The following is a 26092-nucleotide window of genomic DNA, read 5'->3' on the forward strand; positions in this document are numbered from 1 at the left end:
GGTATGCAGACCGAAGCCGACACCCGCCGTGCCGACGAGCTGGCCGAGCTGGCCCGCCACGTCCGGGAGGGAGTCGGGCGGCTGAACTGGCGCATGCGCTCGGAGGCGGACTCGCCGTCGCCGGGTCCGACGGTGCTCGCGGTGCTGTCGCGGCTCTACCGCGCGGGCACGCACACGCCGAGCGAGCTGGCCGAGGCCGAGCGGATGCATCCGCAGTCGCTGACGCGGGTGCTGGCTTCGCTGGCGTCTCGCGGGCTGATCACGCGCACCGCGGACCCGTCGGACGGGCGGCGGTCGTTGCTCGACATCACGCACGCCGGGCGGGTGGTGCTGCGGGACTACTCGATTTCGCGGGAGCAGTGGCTGGCGGCGGCGATGGAGCGCGCGTTGAGCCCGACGGAACAACAGCTGTTGCGCATGGCCGCGGATCTGATGGTGCGGATGGCGGATTCCTGAACTCCCCCAGGGGTTCCGGGACGCGGCCGCTCCCCACGGCCGGCCCCGGAACCTAGGCGGAAGGGCTCACCTCCCCGGGAGCCTTCCGCCGCGTGCACGCCAGACGGGTACCCCGTTCCCCGCTCGCCAGACCCCCAGTACCGGGCGAACGCGTTCCGCCTTGCGTTGGGGAGAAGTCTGCCGGGGCACGGGCCGGCGGGGCAGTGTGAAGACCCCCAACCGGAGTTGCGTAGAACTACTCAAGCCGCGGTTCTTCGCCGCGCGCTCGGCTCGGGAACGGGCGCTCGCGGCCTTCTCGGCGGCGGCGCGGGCCGTGGCCGCCACGGTCCTCCGGTGGAGGGGTTTCAGCAACCCGGTGACGCCTTCGGGCTGTTCGCGTGCGGTGGTGTGACAGCTACAAACGGGTGTCGGGCCCCGCGGCTTCGCTCACGCATTCGAACGACGGCCCGGCCTCGGCCAGCGCTTCGGCCGAGCAGCCCACCGCGCACGCCGCCGCCTGGAGCACCTCGGTGACCACCTCGACGTCCACGGACGGCGCGGCCGCCAGGGCCCCGTTTCGCACGTCCACGCGCCGCGCGAGACCGGCCAGTGCGTGCGCGAGCGCGTGCTGCCCCGCGACGAGCTGGGTGACGACCTCGGTGAGCTCCCCCAACGTCGCCGCTTCGCCGTCGGTGCGCAACGAGCCGGCCAGCTCCTCCGCACACGACCTCAGGTGCGCCGCGACCACGGTGGGTGGCAACGAAAGCCTCGGCAGGTTCTGCTCGGACCCCAGCACCCCACACCCCGCCCTCCGCACAGCCGCTCCGGACCCGCGCCATATTGCCACCGGGGCCTGCCTTCGCCAGCGCGACACCCCGATCGTGTGACGGGCGGGTTGGGTAACGGGGCTGGTCAGCCCGTTACGTGCGGGGTCGGGGGTGGGTGGAGGTGTTTACGGGTGTGGACGGTCAGAAGGTCGGGTGATTCGGTGGGATGCGGTTTCTCGCAGGAGCGGCTCGCGTGGGGTGTGCACCCCGAAGCTGGATTGTGTTGACGGCCGGTGAGCCGTTGTCAAGGCGGGAAAGCGTGCCTTGACAACAGCTCGCCGGCCGCAAGAAGGCTTCGGATCGGGGTGCCGGGGCGGGTCTGGGTGCAGGGTTCCGTCGCGTGGATGGGCGGCGGCGGGGAGGGTGAACGCGGCCTGGGTGCGAGATGAGTTGAGCAGGCGGGCGGGGCTCGGGTGGGGGCCAAAGCGCCCCAATGTGGCGTTCGGTGCGTTGAACGCACCGAACGCCACATTGGGTGCGCTCAACGCAACCAACGCCGCATTGGGGCGCGGTCAGCAGGGCGTCAGGTGAGGCGGCGGGCGTAGCCGTCGAGGATCTCGTCGTCGGCAGCGGCGAAGGAACGGCCAGTGGCTTACGTGAGCAGGAGATGGGTTTCAGCGCGCTGTCAGGTTCGAGCGCGGATGGTCGGCCGGTGACGGGCCACAGGAAACCCGTGGCCCGTCTCCGGCTTCACGAAGCGGCAGCCAGGACGGCGTCCTCGACTTTGGCGCGCCAAGGTGAATCGATGGGGCCCGTCGACGGGCTGACGGCGAAGGAGTCCACGACGGCGCCGCCCAGGGTGGTGGCTTTGGCCCAGTGCACGGAGGCGCCCGAGCGGCTCAGGGCGCGGGCGACGCGGAAGAGCAGGCCGATGCGGTCGGTGGCGCGCAGTTCGAGGACCACGGTGTTGGGGCCGCTGGTTTCGTCGTCGAACCAGAGGACCTTGGGCGCGACCACGGACGACGTCATGGTGGCGTAGTCGCGTTCCTTGGCGGCGAGGCGTTGCGTCAGGGGCAGCGTGCCGGCGACGGCGCGGGAGAACTGTTCACGCAGCAGCGTCGAGTCGGGCAGGGAGCCGAATTTGGGTGAGGCGGTGAAGACGCCGACGCGGTCGCGCAGGACGGCGGCGTGGACTTCCAGCGAGTTGAGCGCCAGGACGCCCGCGGCGGGTGCGAGGAGTTCGGCGCGCGACGGGACCGCGAGAGTCACCGTGACGACCTTGCCGTGGGCGGTGATGCGGACCTCGCCGATCCCCGATCGGACGGCTTCGGCCATGAGCTCGCGTTGCGAACTGTCCAGGGGCTCCGGCGCGGTGAAACCCGTGCCATGCAAGGCTTCCTCGCCGGCGGCGACCAAGTCGGCGAGCAACCGGTCCTTCCAATCCGTCCAGACGCCCGGGCCGGTGGCCAGCGAATCGGCGCGCGTCAGGGCGTGGAGCAGGTCCAGCAGCACGACGTCGCCGTCCAGGGTTTTGACGACGCGGGAGACCGTGGCGGGGTCGGCGATGTCGCGGCGGGTGGCCGTGTGCGGGAGCAGGAGGTGATGGCGGACCATCGCGGCCACCGTTTGCACGTCGGCAGAAGGCAACCCGAGGCGCGCGGCCACTTGCGCGGCGATGTCGGCGCCCAGCTCGGAATGGTCGGCGTCGCGGCCTTTGCCGATGTCGTGCAGCAGCGCGCCGATCAGCAGCAGGTCGGGGCGCGCGACCGTAGTGGTCAGGCGGGCGGCCTCGACGCACGCCTGTACGAGGTGCCGGTCCACCGTCCACTGGTGCACAGGCGAACGCGGCGGGAGATCGCGGACCGCGCCCCACTCCGGGAACAGCCGGGCCCACAAGCCGGTGCGATCCAGTGCCTCGACCGCGTCGACCAGGCCCTCCCCCGCGCCGAGCAGCTCGACCAGAGCGTTGCGCGCCTCGTCAGGCCACGGCGCGCGCAGCTCGGGCGCGGAGTCCGCCAGCGTGCGCAAAGTGCCGTGCGCGATGGGTTTGCCCGTGCGCGCCGAAGCAGCGGCGACGCGCAACAGCAGAGCGGGGTCCTTCGCAGGGACGGCGTCGCGGGCCAGCGACACCTCGTCGCCGTGCAGCACCACACCCTCGGCCAACGGGGTGCGCGAAGGCCGACGACCGAACCGCGGCCGGGAAGGTTCCACAGTGGACCGCAGGGCGACGTCCACCGCATAAGCGATCGTCCGCCCCGCCCCGGAAAGCTTGCGCGCCAACGCGAACCGGTCCGCCAGTCCCAGCTCGGCGGCCACGACCTCGGCCTCCGGTGCGCTCAGCACGTCCCGTTCCCGGCGAAGCTCCCGACGCAGCTCTGTGCGCGCGTCGAGCAGCAACGCCTTGGCCGCCAGCAGCTCCTCGCCCGGACGCGCGGTGAGCTGCGCCAACGCCAACGCCTCCAGCACCCCGAAATCCCGCAGGCCCCCGCGGCCGTGCTTGAGATCCGGCTCCGCGGACTGCGCGATCTCGCCGCTGCGCCGCCACCGGGTGCGGACGGAGTCGGCCAGCTCGTCGAGCCGCTTGCGGGCCGTGCGCCGCCACTGATCGCGCGCGGCGGACGCGAGGCGCGCGGTCAGCTCGGCGTCGCCCGCGAGGTGGCGCGCATCCAGCAAGCCCAGCTGCGTCCGCAGGTCCTCCGAAGCGACCTTCAGCGCTTCACCCGGCGTACGCACCGAATGGTCGAGCCCCAGCTTCGCGTCCCACAGCGGATACCACAACGCGTCGGCGAGCTCGCCGACGCGCGGGTTCCCGTTGTGCACCAGCACCAGGTCCAGATCGGAAAACGGCACCAGCTCGCGCCGCCCCAGGCCGCCGACGGCGACCAGCGCGACACCGGGATCAGCGGTGTCCACGCCGGCCGCCGTGGCGCCCTTCGCCAGCCAGAATTCGTACAGGTCCACCAAGGCCGCCCGCAGCGCGGCCGGGCCGTGGCGACCTGTGAGCAGCTGCTCTCGAGCCCGGACCAGTTCACCCCCGTGAGTGCTCACCTAGAGCGCATCCGCTCCGCGCTCGCCGGTGCGCACCCGGATCACGGTCTCGACCGGTGTCACCCACACCTTGCCGTCGCCGATCTTGCCCGTGTGCGCGGCGGAGGTGATGGCGTCGAGGACCTTCTCGACGTTCGCGTCGTCCGTCACGACCTCGATCTTCAGCTTCGCCACGAAGTCCACGGAGTACTCGGCGCCGCGGTAGACCTCGGTGTGGCCCTTCTGCCTGCCGTAGCCCTGGACCTCGCTCACGGTCATGCCGAGCACGCCCAGCTGCTCCAGCCCGGAGCGGATGTCGTCGAGCGTGAACGGCTTGACGATCGCGGTGATGAGCTTCATGCCTTGGTCTCCTCGAGCTTCGCAGGGGCGATGGCGGACTTGACCGGGATCGTGGTCGGCTGGCCGAGCCCGCCGCCCATGCCGGTGAAGTCGTAGGCGCTCTCCGCGTGCTGCGCCTCGTCGATGCCGCTCACCTCGTCCTCGGTGCTGACGCGGAAGCCGCCCGCCTTCTTGATGACGAAGCCGATGATGGCCGTCAGAATGAAGGAGTACCCGAACACCGCGCCCGCCGCGGCCGCCTGCTTGCCCAGCTGGGCGAAGCCGCCGCCGTAGAAGAGCCCGTCGGCGCCGAGGGAGTTGACGCTCGTGGTGGCGAAGAAGCCGATGAGCAGCGTGCCCACGATGCCGCCGACGAGGTGGACGCCCACGACGTCGAGCGAGTCGTCGAACCCGAAGCGGTACTTCAGCGACACGGCCAGCGCGCACAGCACACCGGCGATGACGCCGATCGCGATCGAGCCGAGCGGGCTCACGAAACCACATGCCGGGGTGATCGCGACCAGACCCGCGACGGCGCCGGACGCGGCACCCAGCGTGGTCGGCTTGCCGAACTTCAGCTGCTCTACCAGCAGCCAGCCGAGCACGGCGGCCGCGGTGGCCACGGTCGTGTTGGTGAACGCGACGGCCGCGAGGTCGTTGGCGGCCAGCGAGGAACCGGCGTTGAAGCCGTACCAGCCGAACCACAGCAGCGAGGCACCCAGCAGCACGAACGGCACGTTGTGCGGCCGTCCGGTGTCCTTCGGCCAGCCCTTGCGCTTGCCGAGCACGATCGCGAGAGCCAGACCCGCCGCGCCCGCGTTGATGTGGACCGCCGTGCCACCCGCGAAGTCGAGGGCCTTCAGGTTGTTGGCGATCCAGCCGCCGACGGAGTTCTCACCGAGGAAACCGTTGAACGAGAACACCCAGTGCGCCACCGGGAAGTACACGACGGACACCCAGATCACCACGAACAGCGTCCAGCCCCAGAACTTCGCGCGATCCGCGATCGCACCGGAGATCAGCGCCGGCGTGATGATCGCGAACATCAGCTGGAACATGCAGAAAGCCAGCAACGGCAAGGCGTCCGGGCCTGGCCATGGGACAGCCGGAGCGGAGTCCGTGGCCGCCGCGGCGAAGCCGACCAGCTTGCCGAAGGTGTCCGACAGCCCGGCGAGGTCGAAGTTGCCGACCAGTCCGCCGAAAGCATCGTTGCCGAAGGACATGGAGAAGCCGAAGAGGACCCACAGCACCCCCACCACGGCCAGGGCGATGAAGTTCATCATCAGCATGTTCAAGACGCTCTTCGCGCGGACCATGCCGCCGTAGAAGAACGCCAGTCCGGGTGTCATGAGCATGACCAGCGCGGCGCCGGCCAGCACCCACGCGGTGTCTCCTGCGTTCAGCACAATCGTCCTCCCGTGCCCTGGGTAGATGACCCGGAAGTCTTGGTTCCGGGTGTTTCGCGGGGCGGCGCTGAAGGTTTCGTGGGCGTGAACTGTCGGGTCGCGGTTGTTACGGGAAGGTTTCCCGCCACGCGGGGTGGGGTGTCCGGTTGCGAAACGTCATGGTCGAATAGCCGCATGACGTCGGCCGGACCCGGAAATGACCCACTGCCACGGCGGGTCGTGGACGCACTCCGGTGTTCGGTATGCCTTGCCCCGGTCGAGTTAGCGGGCCGCACGGTGCGTTGCGAAGACGGTCACTCGTTCGACTTGGCGCGCCAGGGTTACGTCAACCTGTTGCACGCACGCATCCCCGCCGGCACCGCCGACACCGTGCCGATGGTCGAGGCGCGTTCGGCGCTCCTGAATTCCGGCGCGTACGCACCGCTGGCCGACGAGCTCGCGCGCGTCGCCGCGCCGGCTGCCACGGGCCTCGTGATCGACGCGGGCGCCGGCCCCGGTTACTACCTCGCGCGCGTGCTCGACGGCGCGCCGGAGGCGACCGGGCTCGCGCTCGACGTGTCCGCCGTCGCGCTGCGCCGGGCCGCCCGAGCGCACGAGCGGCTCGGCGCCGTGGTGTGGAACCTGTGGGAGCCGTGGCCCGTCGGTGACGGCGTGGCTTCCGTGGTGCTCGACGTGTTCTCCCCGCGCAACCCCGCGGAGTTCCACCGCGTGCTCGAACCCGGCGGCGTGCTCGTGGTGGCCGCGCCGCTGCCCGGGCACCTCGCCGAGCTGGGCGACCTCGTGCTGTCCGTGGACGAGCGCAAGGAAGAGCGGCTCGGAACGGCGCTGGGCGACCATTTCGCACGGGTGTCGCGAGTGGACGTGGTGCACACGGCGCCCTTCACCGCGCGCCAGGTGCACGACGTGGTCGCCATGGGTCCCGCCGGTTTCCACCTCGACCGCGACGGGCGTCGCGAACGCCTCGAAGCCGCCGAGGGACGGGACGTGACGCTCGCGGTGGGGGTGAGCGTGTGGCGGAGGCAGCCGTGACGCCGGCCGCGCTGCTGGCCGACGCGACGTGGGTGCGTGCTCGCATCGGCGGCGCCGCGAAGCTGTACGGCTGCGCGGCGCCCGAGGTGATCGGCACGATCTGGTGGTACTCGCTGTCGTCCGTGCTCGTCGCGCCGACGATGGAGTCGCTCGCCGCGGGCGGCGAGGTGCTGGACCCGTCACTGGACGCCGTCGAGCTCGACATCGTGCCCGACGGGCGGTTCCTGGGCTCCCGCTCGACGCGGGCGCTGAGCGGGCCGCTCGGCCCGGCACTCGGCGCCGCACTGAACACGGCCATCACGACCATCGCTTCGGTCACGGGCGCGCGGGCGCGCGCCCTGGGCGCCATCGCGACGGACTCCATCGCCAACCGGCTGTTGTGGGCCTCGGCGCCGCAACTGGCGGCCGACGTCGTGGCATCGACCGGCCTCGACCTGCCCGCGCCGCGATACGTCAGCGTCGGCCGGACGCAGGCCGTGAAACGGGCGTCGTGCTGCCTGATCTACGAAGTCGGCAACCCGAAGTGCGTCAGCTGCCCGCGGCAGACGCCCGAGGAGCGCGACGCCCGGCTGCGCGCGGCCCTCGGCGGATAGGACTCCCCCTCCGACTTGCGCCACAGCGAGTACCGGCTGCGAGAAGCATCGCCACGATGATCAGCACCTTGCGCACATCCGGCCCCGAGTCGAAGATCACCACGAACGGTAAGCGGCCCATCGCCGCGCGGCATCATCAGGAAGAACGGCCCGGGGTCCTCCGAAAGCGCGGCGACCACGCTTCGAGAGGGATGGCCGGTGACCTCCCGGCTGAGTAGCGTGGCCGCTGATGAGTGAACGCACCTGGGGCTTCCGCACCCGCGCCCTGCACGCCGGTGGCACGCCCGACCCCGCCACCGGCGCGCGCGCCGTGCCGATCTACCAGACCACCAGCTTCGTGTTCGAGGACGCCGCCGACGCGGCCAACCTCTTCGCGCTGCAGAAGTACGGGAACATCTACAGCCGCATCGGCAACCCGACCGTGGCCGCGTTCGAGGAGCGCCTCGCGAGCCTCGAGGGCGCCATCGGCGGCGTGGCCACGGCGAGCGGCCAGGCCGCAGAGTTCCTCACCTTCTCCGCGCTGGCCGAGGCGGGTGAGCACATCGTGTCCGCGAGCGGCCTCTACGGCGGCACCGTCACGCAACTCACCGGCACGCTCAAGCGCTTCGGCGTCGAGACGACGTTCGTCAACGGCGGCATCGAGGACTACGCCAAGGCCGTCACCGACAAGACGCGGCTGATCTACACCGAGGTGATCGGCAACCCGTCGGGCGCCATCGCCGACTTGGCCGGGCTCGCGGACCTCGCGCACTCGCACGACATCCCGCTGGTCGTCGACGCGACGCTGGCGACGCCGTACCTGTGCCGCCCGATCGAACACGGCGCGGACATCGTGCTGCACTCGGCCACGAAGTTCCTCGGTGGCCACGGCACCACGCTCGGCGGTGTGGTCGTGGAGTCGGGCCGCTTCGACTGGGGCAACGGCAAGTTCCCGCGCATGACCGAGACCGTCGACTCGTACGGCGGCCTCAAGTACTGGGAGAACTTCGGCGAGTACGCGTTCTGCACGCGCCTGCGCGCCGAGCAATTGCGCGACATCGGCGCGGTGCTCTCGCCGCACTCGGCGTTCCTGCTGCTGCAGGGCGTGGAGACGCTGCCGCAGCGGATGGACGCGCACGTGGCCAACGCGAAGGCCGTGGCCGAGTACCTGAATGCCGACCCGCGCGTGGCCTGGGTTTCATACGCCGGGCTGCCCGATCACGCCGACCACGAGCTGGCGCGCAAGTACCTGCCGGCCGGGCCGGGCGCGGTGTTCTCGTTCGGGGTGAAGGGCGGCCGGGCCTCGGGCGAGAAGTTCGTGGAGTCGGTGGAGCTGCTGTCACACCTGGCGAACGTCGGCGACGCGCGCACGCTGGTGATCCACCCGGCGTCGACCACACACGCGCAGCTGTCGGACGACCAGCTGGCGGCCGCCGGCGTCGGCCCGGACCTGATCCGGCTTTCGGTGGGGCTGGAAGACCTCGAGGACATCCTGTGGGACCTCGATCAGGCGCTGGAACGGGCGGCGGCCGGCAAGGGAGTGGCTTCGGAATGAGTACGGCGGTGAGTTACGACGTTTCGGCCGTGGAGCGGCGGCACATCCTCGGCCGCACGCGGTCGGTGACGGTGATCGGCGCGTCGGCCAACCCGGCGCGGCCGAGCTACTTCGTGGCGACGTACCTGACCTCGTCGACGCGGTATGAGGTCAACTTCGTGAACCCGCGCCTCGACACGCTGCTCGGCAAGCCGGTGTACCCGACGCTGGCCGACGTGCCGGGTGAGATCGACCTGGTGAGCGTGTTCCGCAAGCACGACGACCTGCCGCAGGTGGCCGAGGAGGTCATCGCGGCGGGCGCGCGCACGTTGTGGCTGCAGCTGGGCCTGTGGCACGAGCAGGTGGCCGACCGCGGCCGCGAGGCCGGGCTCGACGTGGTGATGAACCGCTGTGTGAAGATCGAGCACGCGCGCTTCGCCGGCGGCCTGCACCTGGCCGGCTTCAACACGGGCGTGATCAGCTCGCGGCGCCAGGGCGCCCCTTAACGGACGGCCAACGGCACCACGACCACCGCGGCGATCAGCACCACGAACCCGCCGATCGCCACGGGGTTGCCGAAGTTCAGCGTCCAGCCGAGGCCGAAGCGTTTCGGCACGAAGACCGCGTGGTCGGCGCGGTTGACGTAGAGCAGGCCGCCTTTCCAGAAGCGGTCGTCGTCGCGTTCGACGGCGTCGCGGGGCGGCTCTTCGTCGGTCTCCAGGCGGCTGCCGCCCTGGCCGTAGCGGACGGCGAAACCCAGCAGGCCCACGGCACCCACCAACGCCGGCAGGATGATCGGCACCACCGAGACCGACGCCGGGGCCGACCAGATCTGCCCCGCGGCCAGGGCGATCGTCAGGTTGACGCACGCCCCGAACAGCAGCAGCAGGCGCGGCATGGCCTCGATGAAGCGCCGGTGCTGGCCGGCACTGGCCTTCGGGCGCGCCGGGTCGAGGTCGGGCCGGAACCGCGGCGCGACGTAGGCCAGGGCGGAGAACAGCACCGTGAGCCCGGCCTGCACGAACACCAGGCCGAACGCACTGCCCACCGACTTCGCGGCGGTGCGGTCGGGGGTGCCGGAAGCGGTGTAGTGCAGCGTCAACGTCGCGGGCAGGTCCGGGTAACGCACCACGCCGACCACGACCGTCGCGGCGAGCACGAGGATCGCCGGGACCGCCCACAGCCACGGAAACGGCGGCCGCGTGACGCGGGAGGTGTCGGCGGTGACCGTCTGGCGCAGCCCCTGGTACCAGTCCTCCCGCCGCTTGGCCGAGCGGATCACGGCGCGAGCCCGCACGTACGCCGGCGTGACGACCCCCAGCAGCGCCACGACCACGAGCACCGGCACCAGGACCTTCTGCACGACCACGCCCACGATGAGCCCGGCGACCACCAGCGCGGTCCCGGCCACGCCCACCCACCAGCGGTAGATCCGCCGCTGCTCGGCGATCAGCGGGTCGGCCACCCGCGCCGCCGGCACGCGCACCCCGAACGGCACCGTCGGCTTCGCCACCGACGGCATCACCCACGCGCTGACCAGCAACAGCACCGGGACCAGCAGGTCCCGCAGGACGATCACCCCGATCACGCGCGCACCTCCTCGAACGCCCGCAGCGTCGTTTCGCAGTGGCCGAGGACCTCTCGTTCGGTCAGCCCGTGGGCGATCGCCTCGGCCAGCAACGTCTTCAGCCGTGCCTGCCAGTCGGCCGCGAAACCCGCGGTCGAGGCCCGCCGCACCACCGCGCCGCTTTTCCGGGTGATCAGCAGCAGCCCCTCGCGCCGCAGCTGGTCGTAGGCCTTGTTCACGGTGTGGAAGTTGATGCCGAGGTCCACGGCGAGCTGACGCGTCGAGGGCAACGGGTCGCCGTCGGCGAGCTCCCCGGCCGCGATCGCCTCGACCACTCGGTCGTGGATCTGCTGGTAGATCGGGACCTCGCTGGTGAGGTCGACGTCGAGGATCATCGGTGCTCCAGGAAGGTCCGAAGGGCGGTGACCACGCTCGGGTCGAGTACCTGGTCGTTGACCCGTGTGCCGGGCGCGTGCTGGAAGTGGTCCACGGGCAGAGGCCGCGGCAGCGTTCGCAGGGCGGCGGCCAGCGGCGACGTGGTCCAGCAGGGCACTTGGGTGTCTTGCGTTCCGCACGTCAGCAGCACGCGCGGGCCCGGCCGCGCGACCGACGGCGGGTAGACGGCATCGTCGCTGCGGACGAAACGGGTGTTGACCGGGCTGAAGATGGCCTGCTGGAGGAAGGTCGCGAGCTGCGTGCTCATCCCGGTGTAGTCGAGCTCGCGGCCGGCGCGGAAGTCGGTGATCACCTTGCTCAGCGCGGTCTGGTCGGCCGCGGTGACCTGCGCGTCGAGCTGGATCTTCAGCAGGTCCAACAGCCGCAGGTCCTGCGGCGCGAGCAGCACGAGGCTCTTCACGCGGACCCGCCGCGCGACGAGCATCGCCTGCAACCCGCCTTCGCTGTGCCCGACGATCGACACCTCGTCGCGGTCGACCTCGGGCTGCTTGGCCAGCGTCTGTTCGGCGGCGACGGCCTGCCTCGTGAACGTCGGCAGGTCCAGTGCCGCCGGGTCCAGCCCACCGAGGCCCGTGCGGCCGGTGCCGTACTTGTCGAACCGCAACGTGGCCACGCCGTCCTGGTCCAGGGCGTTGGCGAGCAGCTTCAACGTCCCCGGCGTGACCGTGGGCGGCTCGTCGCCATCGCGGTTCGTGGGGCCGCTGCCGGGGATCAGCAGCGCCGCCGGCACCCGCGCGCCCGCCCGGTGCGCGGGGACGTGGAGCGTGCCGTAGGCCGGCACGCCGTCGGACACGAACTGCACTTCCCGGTCGGACGCCGCCACCGTGCCGGGCGCGGCGGCGGTGGCGGTGCCGCCGCTCGCGACCAGTACGGCGGCGGTGAGGAACGCGGTGAGGATCATTGATCTGTTCTACAACTCATAGAACAGATGCGCAAGCCGCGCCGTCCATGCCTGCCTGCGCAGGCACGCCACGCCCGCGGAGGCGACACCTCGCGCAAACCTCGCCGGGTCCGAACACCGGAGATCTCCGCTCGGCGGCCGCCGCGGCTCGAACGCGCGGCCTCGCCGGTCGCCGGACCATGCCCGGCCCAGCCACCAACCGCACGCAACAGACCCGCGCGGGAACCTCACTCCCTCACCCGGCCCGACCCGCGTACGGCCGCGCAAGCCGCGCCGCCCGTCGCGGTCCGCAGCCGGGGCGCCACGGTCCGCGAAGCAGCTCGATCATGGCCAGTCCTGGCGCGAGGGGCTGGTCAGGCCCGTGAGAGGCTGGCCGCATGGCCAAGCCGACCCCGCTGCAAGTCCGGAACTCCCTCGCCGCAGTCCTCATGCTGGCTGGGTTCATCTGGAACGTCGTGACCGGCGGACCGTGGTGGCTCGGGACGATCTTCGCCGTCGGCACGCTGCTGTCGTGTGCCTCGATCTACCTGAACCGGCCCGGCGCGAACTCCTAGAACCTCAGGCCGTCGTTTCGGTGAAGCGCGTGGTGACGGCTTCGCGGCCGCGTTTGGTGAGCTCGCCGTAGAGGCGCAGGCGTGCTAGGCCGCCGTCCGGGTAGATGTCGAGGCGGGCATCGGTGATCTGCGGGCCGTCTTCGAGCGCGAAGCGGTGGCGGGTGTCCGGTTGCAGGCGGGTGCGGGGAAGCAAAGAAACCCAGTCGCCGTCGTCCAGGCGGCCGGAGATCGTGGCCCAGCCCGGCGCGTTGCCCTTGAGGTTGCTCGTGTCGACCTCGGCGAAGCGGACGATGCCGGCGCCGGCGAGGCGTACGGTCACCCAGTCGTTGCCGTTGTCGCGGCGGCGCGCGGTTTCCCAGCCCTCAGCCTGGTGCGCGGCGAGCCCGGGCGAGAACAGGTTGTTGGGCGACGAATAGAACATGTTGCTGCAGCCCGTGACGACGCCGCCGTTGGCCAGCGCGGCGAGGTCGAGCGAGCGCGGGTCCAGCAGCGTCGGGTCGGGCACCGGCGAGCCGTGCACGCGCAAGCGGGCCACGCCGCCGTCCGGGTGCTGCGTGAGGCGGACGTGGGTGAACCGCCGCGGCGAGGAGACCTTGAAGAAGTTCTCCGAGTCACCGACCACCGGTGCGTGGTCCACCAGCGCTTCCCAGTCCACTTCGGACAGTTCGGCGGCGCTCGGGTAGCCGGGCACAGACACCGCTTCCACCGACACGAACGGCGGGTAGTTGCCCTTGAAGAACGCCGTGTCCACCACCACGCCTGACACCACACCGGCGACGCCCAGGCGCAGCACGGCCTGGTCGTCACCCGGTTCGCGGTGCCGGCGCGTCTCCCAGCCGTCGTAGACCTGGCCCTTCGGCCCGAACGTCTCGGCCCGGTGCGCGGGGCGCCACGGGTTGACGAGGTTCTCCTTCTCGGCGAACAGCTCGTCGCTCGCCCACATCACCGTGCCCCCGAAAACGCGGGAAGCGAGGTCCGGCTGGGCTGTCCACTCGGGACGGTCGTGCGACACGTGGTCCTCCATCTCTAGCAGTTCCCCCTGGTCAACAGCTCTCCCCGCGGCTCGTCGCCGGTCACCGGCGAACCCCGCAGCCACGTACCGCGCACCACGCCGGCCAGCGGCCGCTGGTCATACGCGCTCACCGGATTGCGGTGCTTCAGCTCGGCGACGTCGACGACGAACGCCTCGTCCGGCGCGAACACGGAGAAGTCCGCGTCGTAGCCCACGGCGAGGTGGCCCTTGCGCGTCATCCCCACCTGCGCCGCCGGGCGCTCGGCCATCCACCGCACCACGTCGGCGAGGCCGAACCCGCGTTGGCGCGCCTGCGTCCACACCGCGGGCAGCCCCAGCTGCAGGCTGGAGATCCCGCCCCACGCGAGGCCGAAATCGCCGGTGTCGAAGCGTTTCAGCTCCGGCGTGCACGGCGAGTGGTCGCTCACGATCGTGTCGATCACGCCGTCGGCGAGCCCTTGCCACAGCAGTTCCCGGTTGGTCGCCTCCCGGATCGGCGGGCAGCACTTGAACTGCGTGGCGCCGTCGCGGATCTCCTCCGCGACGAAACTCAGGTAATGCGGGCACGTCTCCACCGACAGTGCCACGCCCTCGCGGCGTGCGCTCGCGATCAGCGGCAGAGCGTCCGAAGAGGACAGGTGCAGCACGTGCGCGCGGGCGCCGGTGCGCCGGGCCGCCTCGATCACGTGCGTGATGGCCAGGTTCTCGGCGCCGCGCGGACGCGAGCCGAGGAAGTCGGTGTACTTCTCTCCGTGCGGGTCCGGCGCGGCGTCGATGGCCTCGGAGTCCTCGGCGTGCACGATCATCAGCGCGTCGAACGAGGCCAGCTCGCGCAGCGCCGCGTCCAGGCCCGCGGGGTCGAGCGGCGGGAACTCGTCGACGCCGGAGTGCAGCAGGAAACACTTGAACCCGAACACCCCCGCGTCGTACAGCGGACGCAGATCGCTGATATTGCCGGGGATCGCGCCGCCCCAGAAGCCGACGTCCACGTGCGCGCGCCCCGAAGCCGCCTTGCGCTTCACCTCCAGCGCGGCGACGTCGACCGTCGGCGGCAGGCTGTTGAGCGGCATGTCGACGATCGTCGTGACCCCACCGGCGGCGGCCGCGCGCGTCGCGGTCTCGAAGCCCTCCCACTCGGCACGGCCGGGGTCGTTCACGTGCACGTGGGTGTCCACGAGACCCGGCAGCAGCACCTCGTCGGCCGAGAGCTCGACCACGCGAGTGCCGGCCAGGTCGACGATTCCCTGCTCCAGCACGACAATCCGGCCACCGTCGACCCCCAGCGTCGCGGGGCCCTCACCGGCCGCCGTCACCGCACGTGCGGCGCGCACCACGAGATCCATCTGCGGGCACACTCCTTCTCCCGTCGGCAGGACCGACGGGTTCTTTCACAGTACGGAAAGTATCTTTCGCCAACCGAGATTAACCACGACGCTCTCGCCTCGTCAACGCCTCGCCCTCCACGTTACGGTCACCAGGTGGAGCTAGAAGCCGAGTTCACCAGCGAACCCTTCCAGGGCGAGGGCGCCCCGCCGGAGCACGCCGTGCGCGCTCGGGACGCGGCCCGAGACGCCGGACTCGACACCGACTTCGGTCCACTCGGCACACTCGCTCGCGGCCCGGCCGACCAGCTGATGAATGCGCTGCCGGCCATCGCGCGAGCCGCTCTCGAAGGCGGCGCCACGCGGGTCACGGTCCAGCTGCGCCGCACGGACGAACCCGGGCCGACCCCGCCCGTCGAGCTCAACACCGCGTTGGCCCGGCTCATCGCCGACGTCGAGCGCGAGCTGGGCGCGAAGCTCGGCGACCTCGACCGCCCGGACAAGCAGCGGGCGGTGCGGCTCCTGCGCGAACGCGGCGCGTTCAGCCTGCGGAAATCGGTGTCCGCCGTGGCCGAGGCGCTGGGCGTCACACGCTTCACGGTCTACAACTACCTCAACCGGGAAGTGGACTGACCAGCGCGTTCAACAAAATGTTGACGCCGATGCGAGGGCGCCGTACCGTCGGCAGGCACCAGCTCCCCCGCAGTGAGGAGATCCCGTGCCACTCGCACTCGCCGAGTTCAACACCGCCGACGCAGCCGACGTGCGGCCCGCGCTCACGGCCTGCCTGGCCGTGCCGCGCTGGGTCGACGCGGTGCTCACCGGCCGGCCGTACGCGGACTTCGACGCGCTCCTGACCGCCGCTGAAAAAGCCACTCCCCTGCACCGCGACGAGGTAAGTGCCGCCATCGCCGCCCACCCGCGGATCGGGGAGAAGCCGACGAGCAAGGGCGCCGACGCCGAGTGGTCGCGCTCCGAACAGTCCGGTGTGGACAACGCCGACGAGTTCGCCGCCGCCAACACCGAATACGAAGCCCACTTCGGCCACGTGTTCCTCGTGTGCGCCGGCGGCCGCAGCGGCGTCGAACTGCTCGCGAACCTGCGGTCGCGGCTGGGCAACGACCCCGAGACCGAACTCGACGTGGCGGGCGCGGAGCTGGCGAAGATCGCCGCGCTGCGCCTGCGGAAAGCGATTGACACATGAGCTTGGTGACGACGCACGTCCTCGATACGGCAGCAGGCAAACCCGCCGCCGGCATCGCCGTGCGCTTCGAACGCGGCGACGGCACGCTCGTGGCCTCCGGTGTCACCGACGCCGATGGCCGAGCCCGCGACCTAGGACCCGAGACTCTCGAACCCGGCGTCTACCGGCTGGTCTTCGACACCGGTGCCTACCTCGGGCCCGAGGCGTTCTTCCCCGACGTCACCATCGCGTTCCGCATCACCGACGGTACCGCGCACCACCACGTGCCGGTGCTGCTGAGCCCGTTCGCCTACTCGACCTACCGTGGCAGCTGAAAGGGAGCTGACTGTGGGAATCTCCTTGGGCCCCAACCAGTACGGCAAGGCGGAGGTCCGCCTGGTCACCGTCCGCCGCGACGGTCCGGTGCACCACCTGCGCGACCTCACCGTGTCCACGGCCCTGCGCGGCGACCTCGCCGCGACGCACCTGACCGGCGACAACAGCGCCGTGCTGACCACCGACGCGCAGAAGAACACCGTCTACGCGTTCGCCAAGCAGCAGGACGTCGGCGAGATCGAGGACTTCGCGCTGCGCCTGGGCCGGCACTTCGTGGCCACACAGGAGGCGATCACCGGCGCGCGCATCACCGTCGCCGAGCACGCCTGGGAACGCATCCCCGTCGACGGCCGGCCGCACGACCACGCGTTCAGCCGCTCCAGCGGTGAAAGCCGCACCACCACTGTGACCGTGCACGCCGGCCGCGCGTGGGTGGTGTCCGGTGTGGACGGTCTGACCGTGCTCAAGTCCGGCGGCTCGGAGTTCCACGGCTTCCCGCGCGACGAGTACACGACGCTCGCGGAGACCGACGACCGCATTCTCGCCACCGCCGTCACCGCGCGCTGGCGTTACGACGGCGACCCGGCCGACACCGATGTCGATTGGGCCAAGAACCACCAGGAAATCCGGCGGACGCTGCTACAGGCGTTCGCCACGAAGCACAGCCTGTCGTTGCAGCAGACCCTGTACACGATGGGTGAGGCCGTGCTGCTCGCGCGGCCCGAGGTCGCCGAGGTCCGGCTCTCCCTGCCGAACAAGCACCACTTCCTCGTCGATCTGAGCCCCTTCGGCCTCGAGAACCACAACGAGGTGTTCTACGCCGCCGACCGCCCCTACGGCCTCATCGAAGGCACCGCGGTCCGCGACGAAGCCGAAGAGCCCGGCCCGGCCTGGACCGACGCCGTGCTCTAGCCCCGAATCCCCACCGGGAGAGCACGTGTCAGAACGGCCATCCCGTCATCCCGTCGATGTGCGCCCGAAGTGGCCACAGCTCGTGCTCGGCGGAATCCAGCATGTGGCGGCGATGTACGCCGGCGTGGTGGCCCCGCCGCTGGTGATCGGCGCGGCCGTCGGGCTCTCGCCCGGGCAGCTGAGCCTGCTCATCAGCGCGTCCCTGTTCACCGCCGGCCTCGCGACGCTCCTGCAGACGCTCGGCGTGTGGCGCTTCGGCGCGCGGCTGCCGCTGGTCAACGGCGTCACGTTCGCGTCCGTCGCGCCGATTCTCTCGATCGCACAGCAGCACGCCGGCAACGCGCTGGGCGTCGTCTACGGCGCGACGCTCGTCGGCGGCTTGTTCGTGGTGCTGGCCGCGCCGTTCTTCTCCAAGCTCACGCGGTTCTTCCCACCGGTGGTGACGGGGACCGTCATCACGCTCATCGGCATCTCGCTGCTGCCCGTGGCCGTGCAGTGGATTTCCGCGCAACAGCCGGCGGCACGGCCGAGCGGGCTGCTGCTGGCGGGCGTCACGCTGGTCGCGGTGCTGGTGTTCACGCGGTTCCTCAAGGGTTTCTGGAGCCGGATCGCGCTGCTGCTGGGCCTGGTCGCCGGGACGCTGTTGGCGTGGCCGCTGGGCGAAGTCGACACATCGACACTCAAGCAGGCGCCCGTGTTCGGCATCGCCACGCCGTTCCACTTCGGCGCGCCGGTGTTCGACATCGCGGCGATCGTCTCGATGCTCATCGTGATGCTCATCGTGATGCTCGTCGTGATGGCCGAGAGCACGGCCGACCTGCTGGCGCTCGGCGAGATCGTCAGACGGCCGACCACGAGCCGGACCCTGGCCGACGGCCTGCGGGCCGACGGGCTCGCCACCGCCGTGAGCACGGTGTTCGGCGGGTTCGCGTGCACGGCCTTCGCGCAGAACATCGGGCTGGTGTCGCTGACGCGGATGGTCAGCCGGTACGTGGTCGCGGCCGGCGGCGTGGTGCTGGTGGTGCTTGGCGCGCTGCCGGTGACGGGTGGGATCGTGGCGCTCGTGCCGCAGCCGGTACTCGGCGGGGCCGGGCTGGTGCTGTTCGGCAGCGTGGCGGTGAGCGGCGTGCGGACGCTGGCGAAGGCATCGTTCGAGCATCCCGGCAACGTCGCGATCGTGGCCGCGTCGCTGGGCGTGGGCCTGATTCCCATCGCGGTGCCGGGCTTCTACTCGGGATTTCCGGCGGCGCTGCAGGTGGTGCTGAACTCCGGCATCAGCGCGGGCTGCCTCACGGCCGTGGTGCTGAACCTGGTTTTCGACGAACGGTTGATAGAACGCTCTACCGCCCCGGAGCTATCCTCGGTGCCGTGACAGGCACGAAGGACCGCATCCTGGCCGCGGGCGCGGAGCTCTTCCGCCGCGGTGGCTACACCGGCACGGGCGTGAAGCAGATCGTCGAAAAGGCCGGCGCGCCCTTCGGCTCGCTGTACCACTTCTTCCCCGGCGGCAAGGAGCAGCTCGCCGAAGAGGTCATCCGCACGTCGGGGATGGAGTACGCGCAGCTGTTCGACCTCTTCATCGCCCCCGCGCCCGACGTCGTGAGTGGCATCGAAGCCTTCTTCGCCGCCGGGGTGACCACGCTGCTGGACACCGACTACGTGGAGGGCTGCCCGATCGCCACGGTGGCCTTGGAAGTCGCAACGACGAGCGAACCCCTGCGCCAGGCGACGGCCGACGTCTTCGCCGCGTGGATCTCGGTGGGCACGGCCGGGTTCGCCGCGTTCGGCCTGCCGGCGGAGCAGGCGCGGGTACTGACGATCGCACTGATCACCAGCCTGGAGGGCGCGTTCGTGCTGGCGCGCTCGATGCGGTCGCCGGAACCGATGGCGGTGGCGGGCGCCGCCGTGGTGGATGTGGCCCGCCGGATCCTCGACGAGCTCGGACACGACGGGAAGAAGCACTAGGGGTACTCGGGCGTCCAGCGGGCGGCGCGGATCTTGTCGGCGAGGTGGTCGTTCGCCGGGGCGACGCCGTCCTTCACGGCTTGCTCGGCGACGGCCGTGGCGATCCGCGTGGCGACCTCGGGCACGTCCTCCCACGCCGGCAGCAGCGGTTCGTCCGGGTTGGCGAGGGCGGGTGACGCCTCGCCGAGCGTCTTCGCGGCGACGCGCATCATCGCGTCGGTCACGCGGGTTGCGCCGACGGCCGTGACGGCCAGGCCGATGGCCGGGAAGATGTAGACGTTGTTGCACTGCGCGACGCGGTGCTGCTTGCCGTCGCGTTCCACCGGTGCGAACGGCGAGCCCGTGGCGACGAGGGCGCGGCCGTCGGTCCAGTCGTCCAGCTCCCGAGGAGTCGCCTCGGCGCGGCTGGTGGGGTTGGAGAGCGGGAAGATGATCGGCCGGTCGGTCTTGGCGGCCAGCTCGCGTACGAGGTCCTCGGTGAACGCGCCCGCCGCCGTCGAGAGGCCCAGTAGCACGCCGACGTCGACGTTGTGCACGACGTCGGCCAGCCCGGTGCCGGTCCAGCCGTGGGTTTTGGCGGCCGGCTGGGCGAACCGGCGCTGGCCTTCCGACAGGTCGGTGCGGTCGTCGGTGAGCAGGCCCGCGATGTCGACGACCCAGATCCGCTCGGCCGCCTCCGCGTCGGACAGGCCCTGCGCCACCATCTCCTGGCGGATCATCTCCAGCACGCCGATACCGGCCGAGCCCGCGCCGAGCATCACGATCTGCTGTTGCGACAGCGGCCGCCCGGCCACCTTCGCCGCGCCGTGAAGCGCCCCGACCGCGACGGCGGCGGTGCCCTGGATGTCGTCGTTGAAGGTGAGCAGGCGGTCGCGGTAGCGCTCGAGGATCGGCTGGGCGTGCGCGGTGGCGAAGTCCTCCCACTGCAGCAGCACCTCGGGCAGCTCTTCGCGCACCGCCGTGACGAAGTCCTCGACGAACGCGTAGTACTCGTCGTCGGCGATGCGCCGGCGGCGCCAGCCCAGGTACTGCGGGTCTTCGAGGCGCTCGACGTTGTCGGTGCCCACGTCGAGCATGATCGGCAACGTGCGCGCCGGGTCGATGCCGCCGATGAGCGTGTACAGCGACAGCTTCCCGATGGGGATGCCCATGCCGCCGATGCCCTGGTCGCCCAGCCCGAGAATGCGCTGGCCGTCGGTGACCACGATGACGTCGACCTCTCCGCGGGGCCGGTTCCGCAGCACCTCGCGCAGGTGCTCCCGGTCGGGATACGCCACGTACAGGCCCCGCGGGCGCCGGTAGATCTCGCTGAACCGCTGGCACGCCTCGCCGACGGTGGGCGTGTAGACGATCGGGAGGGTTTCCTCGAGGTGCTCGGCGAGCAGCCGGTAGAACAGCGTCTCGTTGCGGTCCTGCAACCCACGCAGGAACACGTGCTTGTCCAGGTCGGCCGGCTGGCGCGCGAACTCCTGGTAGGTGTGCGCCACCTGCTCGCCGATCGTCTTCTCGGCGAGGGGAAGGAGGCCGAGCAGGCCGAGTTCCCGCCGCTCGTCGTGGGTGAACGCGGTGCCTTTTGTGGTGAGTGGGTCGAAAAGGCGGTCGTGTCCGCGGTCCGGCATGCGCGCTCCCCCGTCTGATCCACATCGGACGTTCCGCGTCGGAGACTACGCCGGGTTCAGGTCCCCGTCAGGTGTTCCGGCCGGACCGGCACCCGGGTGAGCGCCAGGCCCGTCGCGGCGCGGATGGCGGCGACGATGGCCGGGGTGGAGGAGATGGTGGGGGGTTCGCCGACGCCGCGGAGGCCGTAGGGGGCGTGCGGGTCGGGGCGTTCGAGGACGTCGATGGACATCGGGGGCATGTCGAGGACGGTGGGGATGAGGTAGTCGGTGAAGGAGGGGTTGCGGACGCGGCCCGCGTCGACCTGGATTTCCTCCATGACGGCGAGGCCGAGGCCCTGGGCGGAGCCGCCCTGGATCTGGCCGAGGACGGCCTGCGGGTTGAGGGCGCGGCCGACGTCCTGGGCGCAGTCGAGCGCGACCACTTTCACCAGGCCCAGCTCCACGTCCACGTCGACCACGGCGCGGTGGGCGGCGAAGCCGTACTGCACGTGGGCGACACCCTGGCCGGTAACCGGATCCAGCGGATAAGTGGGGCGGTGGCGCCATTCGACCGTTTCGTCGAACGTCGAGGACCCCAGCACCGACGCGAGATCCGCCAGCACCACGCCGTCGGACGCGACGAGCTTGCCGCCGGCCACACGCGTCGACGAAGAAAGCCCGGCCTGGGATAGCAAGCGGGAGCGCACGGCAGCGGAAGCGGCCTGCACCGCGCCGCCGGTCACGTAGCTCTGGCGGGACGCCGAGGTGGAGCCGCCGTTGCCGATGGAGGTGTCCATGGGCAGCACGGTCACCTGCTCCACGCCGAGCTCGGTGCGCACGATCTGCTGCATGATCGTCACGAGCCCCTGCCCGACCTCGCACGCCGCGGTGTGCACGGTGGCCGCCGGTTCGCCGCCGACGAGCTGCAGGCGCACGCGCGCGGTGGAGTAGTCGTCGAAGCCCTCGGAGAAGCAGACGTTCTTGATCCCCACGGCATACCCGACGCCGCGCACCACGCCTTCGCCGTGCGTGGTGTTGGAGACACCGCCGGGCAGGTGGCGCAGGTCGAACGACCGCGAAGCGGGCAACGGCTTGGCGCGCAAGCGTTCCAGCAGCTCGGCGACGGGCGCGGCCGAGTCCACGACCTGGCCCGTCGGCATCACGGCGCCCTCGGTCATCGCGTTGCGGATGCGCAGCTCGACCGGGTCGAGGCCGCACGCGGCGGCCAGCTTGTCCATCTGCGACTCGTACCCGAACGCCGCCTGCACCGCGCCGAAGCCGCGCATCGCGCCACACGGCGGGTTGTTCGTGTAGGCGCCCCAGCAGTCCACCGCCACATTGTCCACTGTGTACGGTCCGACGCCGAGCGTCGCCGCATTGGCCACCACGGCGCCGGTTGACGACGCGTACGCGCCGCCGTCGAGGAACAGGCGCGCGCGGACGTACACGAGCCGGCCGTCGGAGGTGGCGCCGTGCTCGTAGTACATCTTCGCCGGATGCCGGTGCACGTGGCCGTAGAAGGATTCCTCGCGGTTGTAGACCATCTTCACCGGCTTGCCGGTGTGCAGCGCGAGCAGGCAAGCGTGCACCTGCATCGACAGGTCCTCGCGGCCGCCGAACGCGCCACCGACGCCGCCCAGCGTCAGCCGCACCTTCTCGACCGGCAGGCCGAGCGCGGCGACGATCTGCTGCTGGTCGACGTGCAGCCACTGCGTCGCGACGTACAGGTCCACGCCACCGACGGTGTCGGGCACCGCGAGCCCCGACTCCGGGCCGAGGAACGCCTGGTCCTGCATGCCGACCTCGTACACGCCGGACACCACGATGTCGGCCCGCACGTCCTCGGAGCCACGCCGGATCCGCACGTGCCGGACCACGTTGCCACCATCGTGCAACAAAGGCCCGTCGCCCCGCACTGCCGCCTCGGAACTGGTGACGGGCGACAGCTGTTCGTACGTCACCTTGATCCGCTTCATCGCCCGCCGCGCCGTCTCCGGGTGGTCGGCGGCGACGAGCGCCACGGGCTCCCCCTGGTAGCGCACGACCTCGTCGGCCAGCACCGGCTGGTCGGCGTGCTCCAGCCCGTAGCGGTTGACACCGGGCACGTCCTCGTGGGTCAGCACGGCGTAAACCCCTTGCACCGCAAGGGCTTCCGTGAGGTCGATCCCGGTGATCCGCGCGTACGGGTGGGGGCTGCGCAGGGTCGCGCCCCACAGCATGTCCTCGTGCCACAGGTCCGAGGAGTACGCGAACTCGCCGCGCACCTTCACCGTGCCGTCGGGCCTCGGCGCGTCGGCCCCGACGCCGTTGGTGGTGCCGGTGGCCTGCGAAGTGGTGGTGGTGGTGGTCGTCATCGGCCCTCCCGCAGCCGGGTGCTCGCGGCGGCCAGGTCGCGGGCGATCGCGGACTCGTCCTCCTCACGCAGCGTGCCGTGCTCCACCACGGTCCGGCCGCCCACGAGCAGCCGCGCCAACGGTGGGGTCGCGCCCAGCACGAGCGCGGCGACCGGGTCGGTGATGCCCGCGTACTCGAGCCCCGACAGGTCCCACACGGCGAGGTCACCGAGCTTGCCTGCCTCGATCGAGCCCAGTTCGGCGTCGCGGCCGAGGCAGCGCGCGCCGCCCATTGTGCCGAGCCACAGCGCTTCCCGGGTGGTCAGCGCGGTCGGCCCGCCGCGTTGCCGAGCCTGCAGCAGCGCCTGGTGCAGCTCCTCGCCGAGGCCGCCGGACTCGTTGGACGCGGCGCCGTCGACCCCGAGGCCCACGGGCGCGCCGGCGTCCAGCAGGTGCCGCACGGGGGCGATGCCCGCGCCGAGCCGGCCGTTCGACGTGGGGCAGTGCGCCGAGCCCGTGCCGGTAGCGCCGAAGCGGCGGATCGCGTCGGGCGAGAGATGGATGGTGTGCGCGAGCCAGACGTCACCCGCCAGCCAGCCGAGCTTGTCCGCGTACTCGGCCGGCGTGCAGCCGACCTCGGCGAGGCACTGGCGTTCCTCGTCGAGCGTCTCGGCCAGGTGCGTGTGAAGCCGCACGCCCTTGCGGCGCGCCAGGTCCGCCGCGCCGGTCATCAGCCGCTCGGTGACGGAGAACGGTGAGCACGGGCCGACCGCGATCCGCAGGTGTGCGTCGGGCGACGAGTCGTGGAACCGGTCGATGACCGCCTCCGTGCCGAGCAGCGCGGCGTCGGTGCCCTCGACGAGGTTGTCCGGCGGCAGGCCGCCGTCGGACTCGCCGCGGTCCATCGAGCCGCGCACGAGGTGCAGCCGCACGCCGACGCGCTGGCGGGCCGCGACGAGCGCCTCGACCTGGTCACCGCCGTCGCGCGGGAAGACGTAGTGGTGGTCGGCCACGGTCGTGCAGCCGGTCAGCGCGAGCCGCGCCAGCCCGGCAGTGCCGGCGGCGTGCGTGATCTCCGCGTCGAGGCGACCCCAGACGGGGTAGAGCGCGACGAGCCACTCGAACAGCGTGTGGTCGGCCGCCATCCCGCGCGTGGCCCACTGGTAGAGGTGGTGGTGGGTGTTGACCAGGCCCGGCGTGATGAGGCAGCCGGACGCGTCGACGTGCTCCTCGGCGTCGCCGGTGAAGGTGCCTTCGCCGACTTCGGCGATCACGCCGTTGTCCACTAGCACGTACCCCGAGCCGTACTCGGGGCCGCTGACGGTGGCGATCGCGGCGTTCTCGATGACCGTCCTCATGCGACACCACCGTTCACGGCGCCGCCCTTCAGGACAGCGGCGGCGCGGACGGCGTCGAGGATCTTCTCGTACCCCGTGCACCGGCACAGGTTCCCGGCCAGCGCCTCGCGGATCTCCTCGTCGCTGGGCTGCGCCACGCGGTTGAGCAGGTCGTGAGCCGCGACGACGAGACCGGGCGTGCAGAAACCGCACTGCACGGCGCCGTTGTCCACGAAGGACTGCTGCACGGGATCCAGCTTGTCGCCGTCGGCCAAACCCTCGACGGTCCGGACCGAGTGGCCCTCGACCTGGCCGGCCGCCACGAGGCACGAGCACACCGGCACGTCGTCGAGGTACACCGTGCAGGACCCGCATTCACCCTGTTCACAGGCGTTTTTCGAGCCAGGCAGGCCGAGCCGCTCGCGCAGCACGTAGAGCAGGCTCTCGCCTTCCCACACGTCGTCGGCCTCGCGGGCCTCGCCGTTGACGGTCACGTTCACGCGCACGTGCGCTCACTCCCCCGGTGCTCGTCCCAGGCCCAGGTCAGCGTGCGCCGAGCGAGCACGGCCAGGGCGTGTCTGCGGTAGTCCGCGCTGCCGCGGACGTCGTCGATCGGTGCGGCGGCCTCGGCGACGAGTTCGCCGAAGCGCCGTTTGAGCGAGTCGGCCAACGCCGTGGGCGCGTCCCACGGCAGCTCGGCGGCCAGGAACTCCTCGGCCGCGCGGGCCCGGCGCGGGGTGGGCGCGGCGGACCCGACGGAGGCGCCCACCTGGCGCTGCGAAGGCCGCAGGTTCACCGCGAAGGAGCAGACGGCGATCACCATCGCGTTGCGCGTGCCGACCTTCGCGAACTGCTGCGGACCCGCGTGCGCGGGCAGGTGGACGGCGGTGATCAGCTCGTCGGGCTCCAGCGCGTTGCGCTTCACGCCGAGGTAGAACTCCTCCGCCGGCAGCACGCGCGTGCCCCGGACGGACGCGACCTCCACGCGCGCGCCGAGCGCGAGCAGCACCGGGTGCGTGTCGCCGGCCGGTGACGCGGCGCCGAGGTTGCCGCCGACCGTGCCGCGGTTGCGGATCTGCGGCGAACCGACCGTGCGCGAGGCCATCGCCAACGCGGGCAAAGGTTCACCCAATTCCGTAATCACGCGCGAATAAGACACGGCGGCGCCGAGCCGCACCGTTCTGTCTGAAAGAGTGCTGCCCTCAAGAGTGCCGTCCGAAAGAGTGCCGTCCGAAGTGGACCACTCCGCCAGCTCCGCGACGCCGGTGAGATCGAGCAGCGCGGCCGGGCGGCGGTGGTCGAAGTTCAGCTCCACCATCACGTCCGTGCCACCGGCGATCGGCACCGCGTCGGGCCGTTCGGCCTTCACGGCCAGCGCCTCGGCCAGGTCGGCGGGTCGCAGGAAATCCACGCTCGAGCTCCTCCCCACGGGCTGATATCCCAGTACACGCCGAACGCGCCCGCGCGGCAACGGTGCCCCGCCATGAAAGCCGTCCCAGCGGAAGAC

Annotated in this window: 26 protein-coding genes; 12 read left to right on the top strand and 14 right to left on the bottom strand. The window is 71.3% G+C overall.

All coding sequences use genetic code 11. The features are described 5' to 3' along the window. Window positions 1-3: 3 nt before the first annotated feature. The gene (locus ABZU76_RS00140) at window positions 4-456 is read left to right on the top strand and encodes a MarR family transcriptional regulator (RefSeq protein ID WP_354863515.1); all 453 of its coding nucleotides are present in this window, start codon (window positions 4-6) and stop codon (window positions 454-456) included. 394 nt (window positions 457-850) lie between these two features. On the opposite strand, the gene ABZU76_RS00145 is transcribed toward ABZU76_RS00140, so the two are convergent. From ABZU76_RS00145 to ABZU76_RS00160, 4 genes are all read right to left on the bottom strand, one after another. Next, window positions 851-1231, bottom strand: a complete 381-nt coding sequence (locus ABZU76_RS00145) for a hypothetical protein (RefSeq protein ID WP_354863517.1) — start codon at window positions 1229-1231, stop codon at window positions 851-853. A gap of 721 nt (window positions 1232-1952) precedes the next feature. Next, on the bottom strand, window positions 1953-4250 hold the full coding sequence (locus ABZU76_RS00150) for a [protein-PII] uridylyltransferase (RefSeq protein WP_354863519.1): 2298 nt from the start codon (window positions 4248-4250) through the stop codon (window positions 1953-1955). Then, on the bottom strand, window positions 4251-4589 hold the full coding sequence (locus ABZU76_RS00155; RefSeq protein WP_220237793.1) for a P-II family nitrogen regulator: 339 nt from the start codon (window positions 4587-4589) through the stop codon (window positions 4251-4253). Then, on the bottom strand, window positions 4586-5974 hold the full coding sequence (locus ABZU76_RS00160) for an ammonium transporter (protein ID WP_354863521.1): 1389 nt from the start codon (window positions 5972-5974) through the stop codon (window positions 4586-4588). The genes ABZU76_RS00155 and ABZU76_RS00160 overlap by 4 nt, the downstream gene beginning before the upstream one ends. Window positions 5975-6148: 174 nt before the next feature. On the opposite strand from ABZU76_RS00160, the gene ABZU76_RS00165 reads away from it, so the two are divergent. The 4 genes from ABZU76_RS00165 to ABZU76_RS00180 all read left to right on the top strand — a co-directional run bounded on the left by ABZU76_RS00165 (window position 6149) and on the right by ABZU76_RS00180 (window position 9615). After that, entirely contained in the window at window positions 6149-7003 is an 855-nt protein-coding gene (locus tag ABZU76_RS00165) for a putative RNA methyltransferase (protein ID WP_354863523.1), read from the top strand. Further along, the gene (locus tag ABZU76_RS00170; RefSeq protein WP_354863525.1) at window positions 6985-7596 is read left to right on the top strand and encodes a (2Fe-2S)-binding protein; all 612 of its coding nucleotides are present in this window, start codon (window positions 6985-6987) and stop codon (window positions 7594-7596) included. Before ABZU76_RS00165 ends, ABZU76_RS00170 begins: the two co-directional genes overlap by 19 nt. Window positions 7597-7825: 229 nt before the next feature. Further along, on the top strand, window positions 7826-9130 hold the full coding sequence (locus tag ABZU76_RS00175) for an O-acetylhomoserine aminocarboxypropyltransferase/cysteine synthase family protein (RefSeq protein WP_354863527.1): 1305 nt from the start codon (window positions 7826-7828) through the stop codon (window positions 9128-9130). 8 nt (window positions 9131-9138) lie between these two features. Continuing rightward, window positions 9139-9615: a CoA-binding protein gene (locus tag ABZU76_RS00180; protein WP_354863529.1), complete on the top strand. Its 477-nt coding sequence runs from the start codon at window positions 9139-9141 to the stop codon at window positions 9613-9615. Here ABZU76_RS00180 and ABZU76_RS00185 read toward each other — a convergent pair. Genes ABZU76_RS00185 through ABZU76_RS00195 form a run of 3 tightly spaced genes read right to left on the bottom strand, consistent with a single transcriptional unit; the run spans window position 9612 to window position 12033 of the window. Continuing rightward, on the bottom strand, window positions 9612-10697 hold the full coding sequence (locus ABZU76_RS00185; RefSeq protein ID WP_354863531.1) for a DUF5808 domain-containing protein: 1086 nt from the start codon (window positions 10695-10697) through the stop codon (window positions 9612-9614). The two genes, ABZU76_RS00180 and ABZU76_RS00185, sit on opposite strands and share 4 nt — an antisense overlap. Continuing rightward, window positions 10694-11071 carry a GntR family transcriptional regulator gene (locus ABZU76_RS00190; RefSeq protein WP_354863533.1) on the bottom strand — a complete coding sequence of 126 codons (378 nt, stop codon included), beginning with the start codon at window positions 11069-11071 and terminating at the stop codon, window positions 10694-10696. The genes ABZU76_RS00185 and ABZU76_RS00190 overlap by 4 nt, the downstream gene beginning before the upstream one ends. Then, window positions 11068-12033 (bottom strand): alpha/beta fold hydrolase, encoded by a 966-nt coding sequence (locus ABZU76_RS00195; protein ID WP_354863535.1) that lies wholly within the window; start codon window positions 12031-12033, stop codon window positions 11068-11070. The genes ABZU76_RS00190 and ABZU76_RS00195 overlap by 4 nt, the downstream gene beginning before the upstream one ends. A 377-nt stretch (window positions 12034-12410) precedes the next feature. Between ABZU76_RS00195 and ABZU76_RS00200 the strand changes: the two genes are divergently transcribed. Beyond that, window positions 12411-12587 (top strand): hypothetical protein, encoded by a 177-nt coding sequence (locus ABZU76_RS00200; RefSeq protein WP_354863537.1) that lies wholly within the window; start codon window positions 12411-12413, stop codon window positions 12585-12587. Between the two features lie 4 nt (window positions 12588-12591). Here the strand turns inward: ABZU76_RS00200 and alc are convergent, their stop codons facing one another. Continuing rightward, window positions 12592-13611, bottom strand: coding sequence for an allantoicase (gene alc, locus ABZU76_RS00205; RefSeq protein ID WP_354863539.1), 1020 nt, complete (start codon window positions 13609-13611; stop codon window positions 12592-12594). A gap of 2 nt (window positions 13612-13613) precedes the next feature. Beyond that, window positions 13614-14942 carry an allantoinase AllB gene (gene allB / locus ABZU76_RS00210; protein ID WP_354863541.1) on the bottom strand — a complete coding sequence of 443 codons (1329 nt, stop codon included), beginning with the start codon at window positions 14940-14942 and terminating at the stop codon, window positions 13614-13616. A gap of 135 nt (window positions 14943-15077) precedes the next feature. On the opposite strand from allB, the gene ABZU76_RS00215 reads away from it, so the two are divergent. The 6 genes from ABZU76_RS00215 (at window position 15078) to ABZU76_RS00240 (ending at window position 19317) form a co-directional block, all read left to right on the top strand. Continuing rightward, a complete protein-coding gene (locus ABZU76_RS00215) occupies window positions 15078-15554 on the top strand; it encodes a helix-turn-helix domain-containing protein (protein WP_220237783.1) in 477 nt (158 codons plus the stop codon). 85 nt (window positions 15555-15639) lie between these two features. Then, window positions 15640-16125 (top strand): 2-oxo-4-hydroxy-4-carboxy-5-ureidoimidazoline decarboxylase, encoded by a 486-nt coding sequence (gene uraD / locus ABZU76_RS00220; RefSeq protein WP_354863543.1) that lies wholly within the window; start codon window positions 15640-15642, stop codon window positions 16123-16125. Next, complete coding sequence (gene uraH, locus ABZU76_RS00225) at window positions 16122-16439, top strand: hydroxyisourate hydrolase (RefSeq protein ID WP_354863545.1); 318 nt, start codon at window positions 16122-16124, stop codon at window positions 16437-16439. The genes uraD and uraH overlap by 4 nt, the downstream gene beginning before the upstream one ends. 13 nt (window positions 16440-16452) lie before the next feature. Next, on the top strand, window positions 16453-17352 hold the full coding sequence (gene pucL, locus ABZU76_RS00230; protein WP_354863547.1) for a factor-independent urate hydroxylase: 900 nt from the start codon (window positions 16453-16455) through the stop codon (window positions 17350-17352). Between the two features lie 25 nt (window positions 17353-17377). Beyond that, on the top strand, window positions 17378-18724 hold the full coding sequence (locus ABZU76_RS00235; protein ID WP_354863549.1) for a nucleobase:cation symporter-2 family protein: 1347 nt from the start codon (window positions 17378-17380) through the stop codon (window positions 18722-18724). After that, window positions 18721-19317, top strand: coding sequence for a TetR/AcrR family transcriptional regulator (locus ABZU76_RS00240; RefSeq protein ID WP_354863551.1), 597 nt, complete (start codon window positions 18721-18723; stop codon window positions 19315-19317). The genes ABZU76_RS00235 and ABZU76_RS00240 overlap by 4 nt, the downstream gene beginning before the upstream one ends. On the opposite strand, the gene ABZU76_RS00245 is transcribed toward ABZU76_RS00240, so the two are convergent. From ABZU76_RS00245 to ABZU76_RS00265, 5 genes are read right to left on the bottom strand one after another with little or no spacing between them, the layout of a single operon-like run. Then, window positions 19314-20936 carry an NAD-dependent malic enzyme gene (locus ABZU76_RS00245; RefSeq protein ID WP_354863553.1) on the bottom strand — a complete coding sequence of 541 codons (1623 nt, stop codon included), beginning with the start codon at window positions 20934-20936 and terminating at the stop codon, window positions 19314-19316. The genes ABZU76_RS00240 and ABZU76_RS00245 overlap by 4 nt on opposite strands. A 56-nt stretch (window positions 20937-20992) precedes the next feature. After that, entirely contained in the window at window positions 20993-23269 is a 2277-nt protein-coding gene (pucD, locus tag ABZU76_RS00250) for a xanthine dehydrogenase subunit D (RefSeq protein WP_354863555.1), read from the bottom strand. Beyond that, complete coding sequence (locus tag ABZU76_RS00255; RefSeq protein WP_354863557.1) at window positions 23266-24606, bottom strand: 8-oxoguanine deaminase; 1341 nt, start codon at window positions 24604-24606, stop codon at window positions 23266-23268. The genes pucD and ABZU76_RS00255 overlap by 4 nt, the downstream gene beginning before the upstream one ends. Beyond that, the gene (locus ABZU76_RS00260; protein WP_354863559.1) at window positions 24603-25091 is read right to left on the bottom strand and encodes a (2Fe-2S)-binding protein; all 489 of its coding nucleotides are present in this window, start codon (window positions 25089-25091) and stop codon (window positions 24603-24605) included. Before ABZU76_RS00260 ends, ABZU76_RS00255 begins: the two co-directional genes overlap by 4 nt. Then, window positions 25082-25996, bottom strand: coding sequence for an FAD binding domain-containing protein (locus ABZU76_RS00265; protein ID WP_354863561.1), 915 nt, complete (start codon window positions 25994-25996; stop codon window positions 25082-25084). The genes ABZU76_RS00260 and ABZU76_RS00265 overlap by 10 nt, the downstream gene beginning before the upstream one ends. Window positions 25997-26092: the final 96 nt, after the last annotated feature.

The organism is Amycolatopsis sp. NPDC005232, from assembly GCF_040607795.1.
Taxonomy (GTDB): Bacteria; Actinomycetota; Actinomycetes; order Mycobacteriales; family Pseudonocardiaceae; genus Amycolatopsis.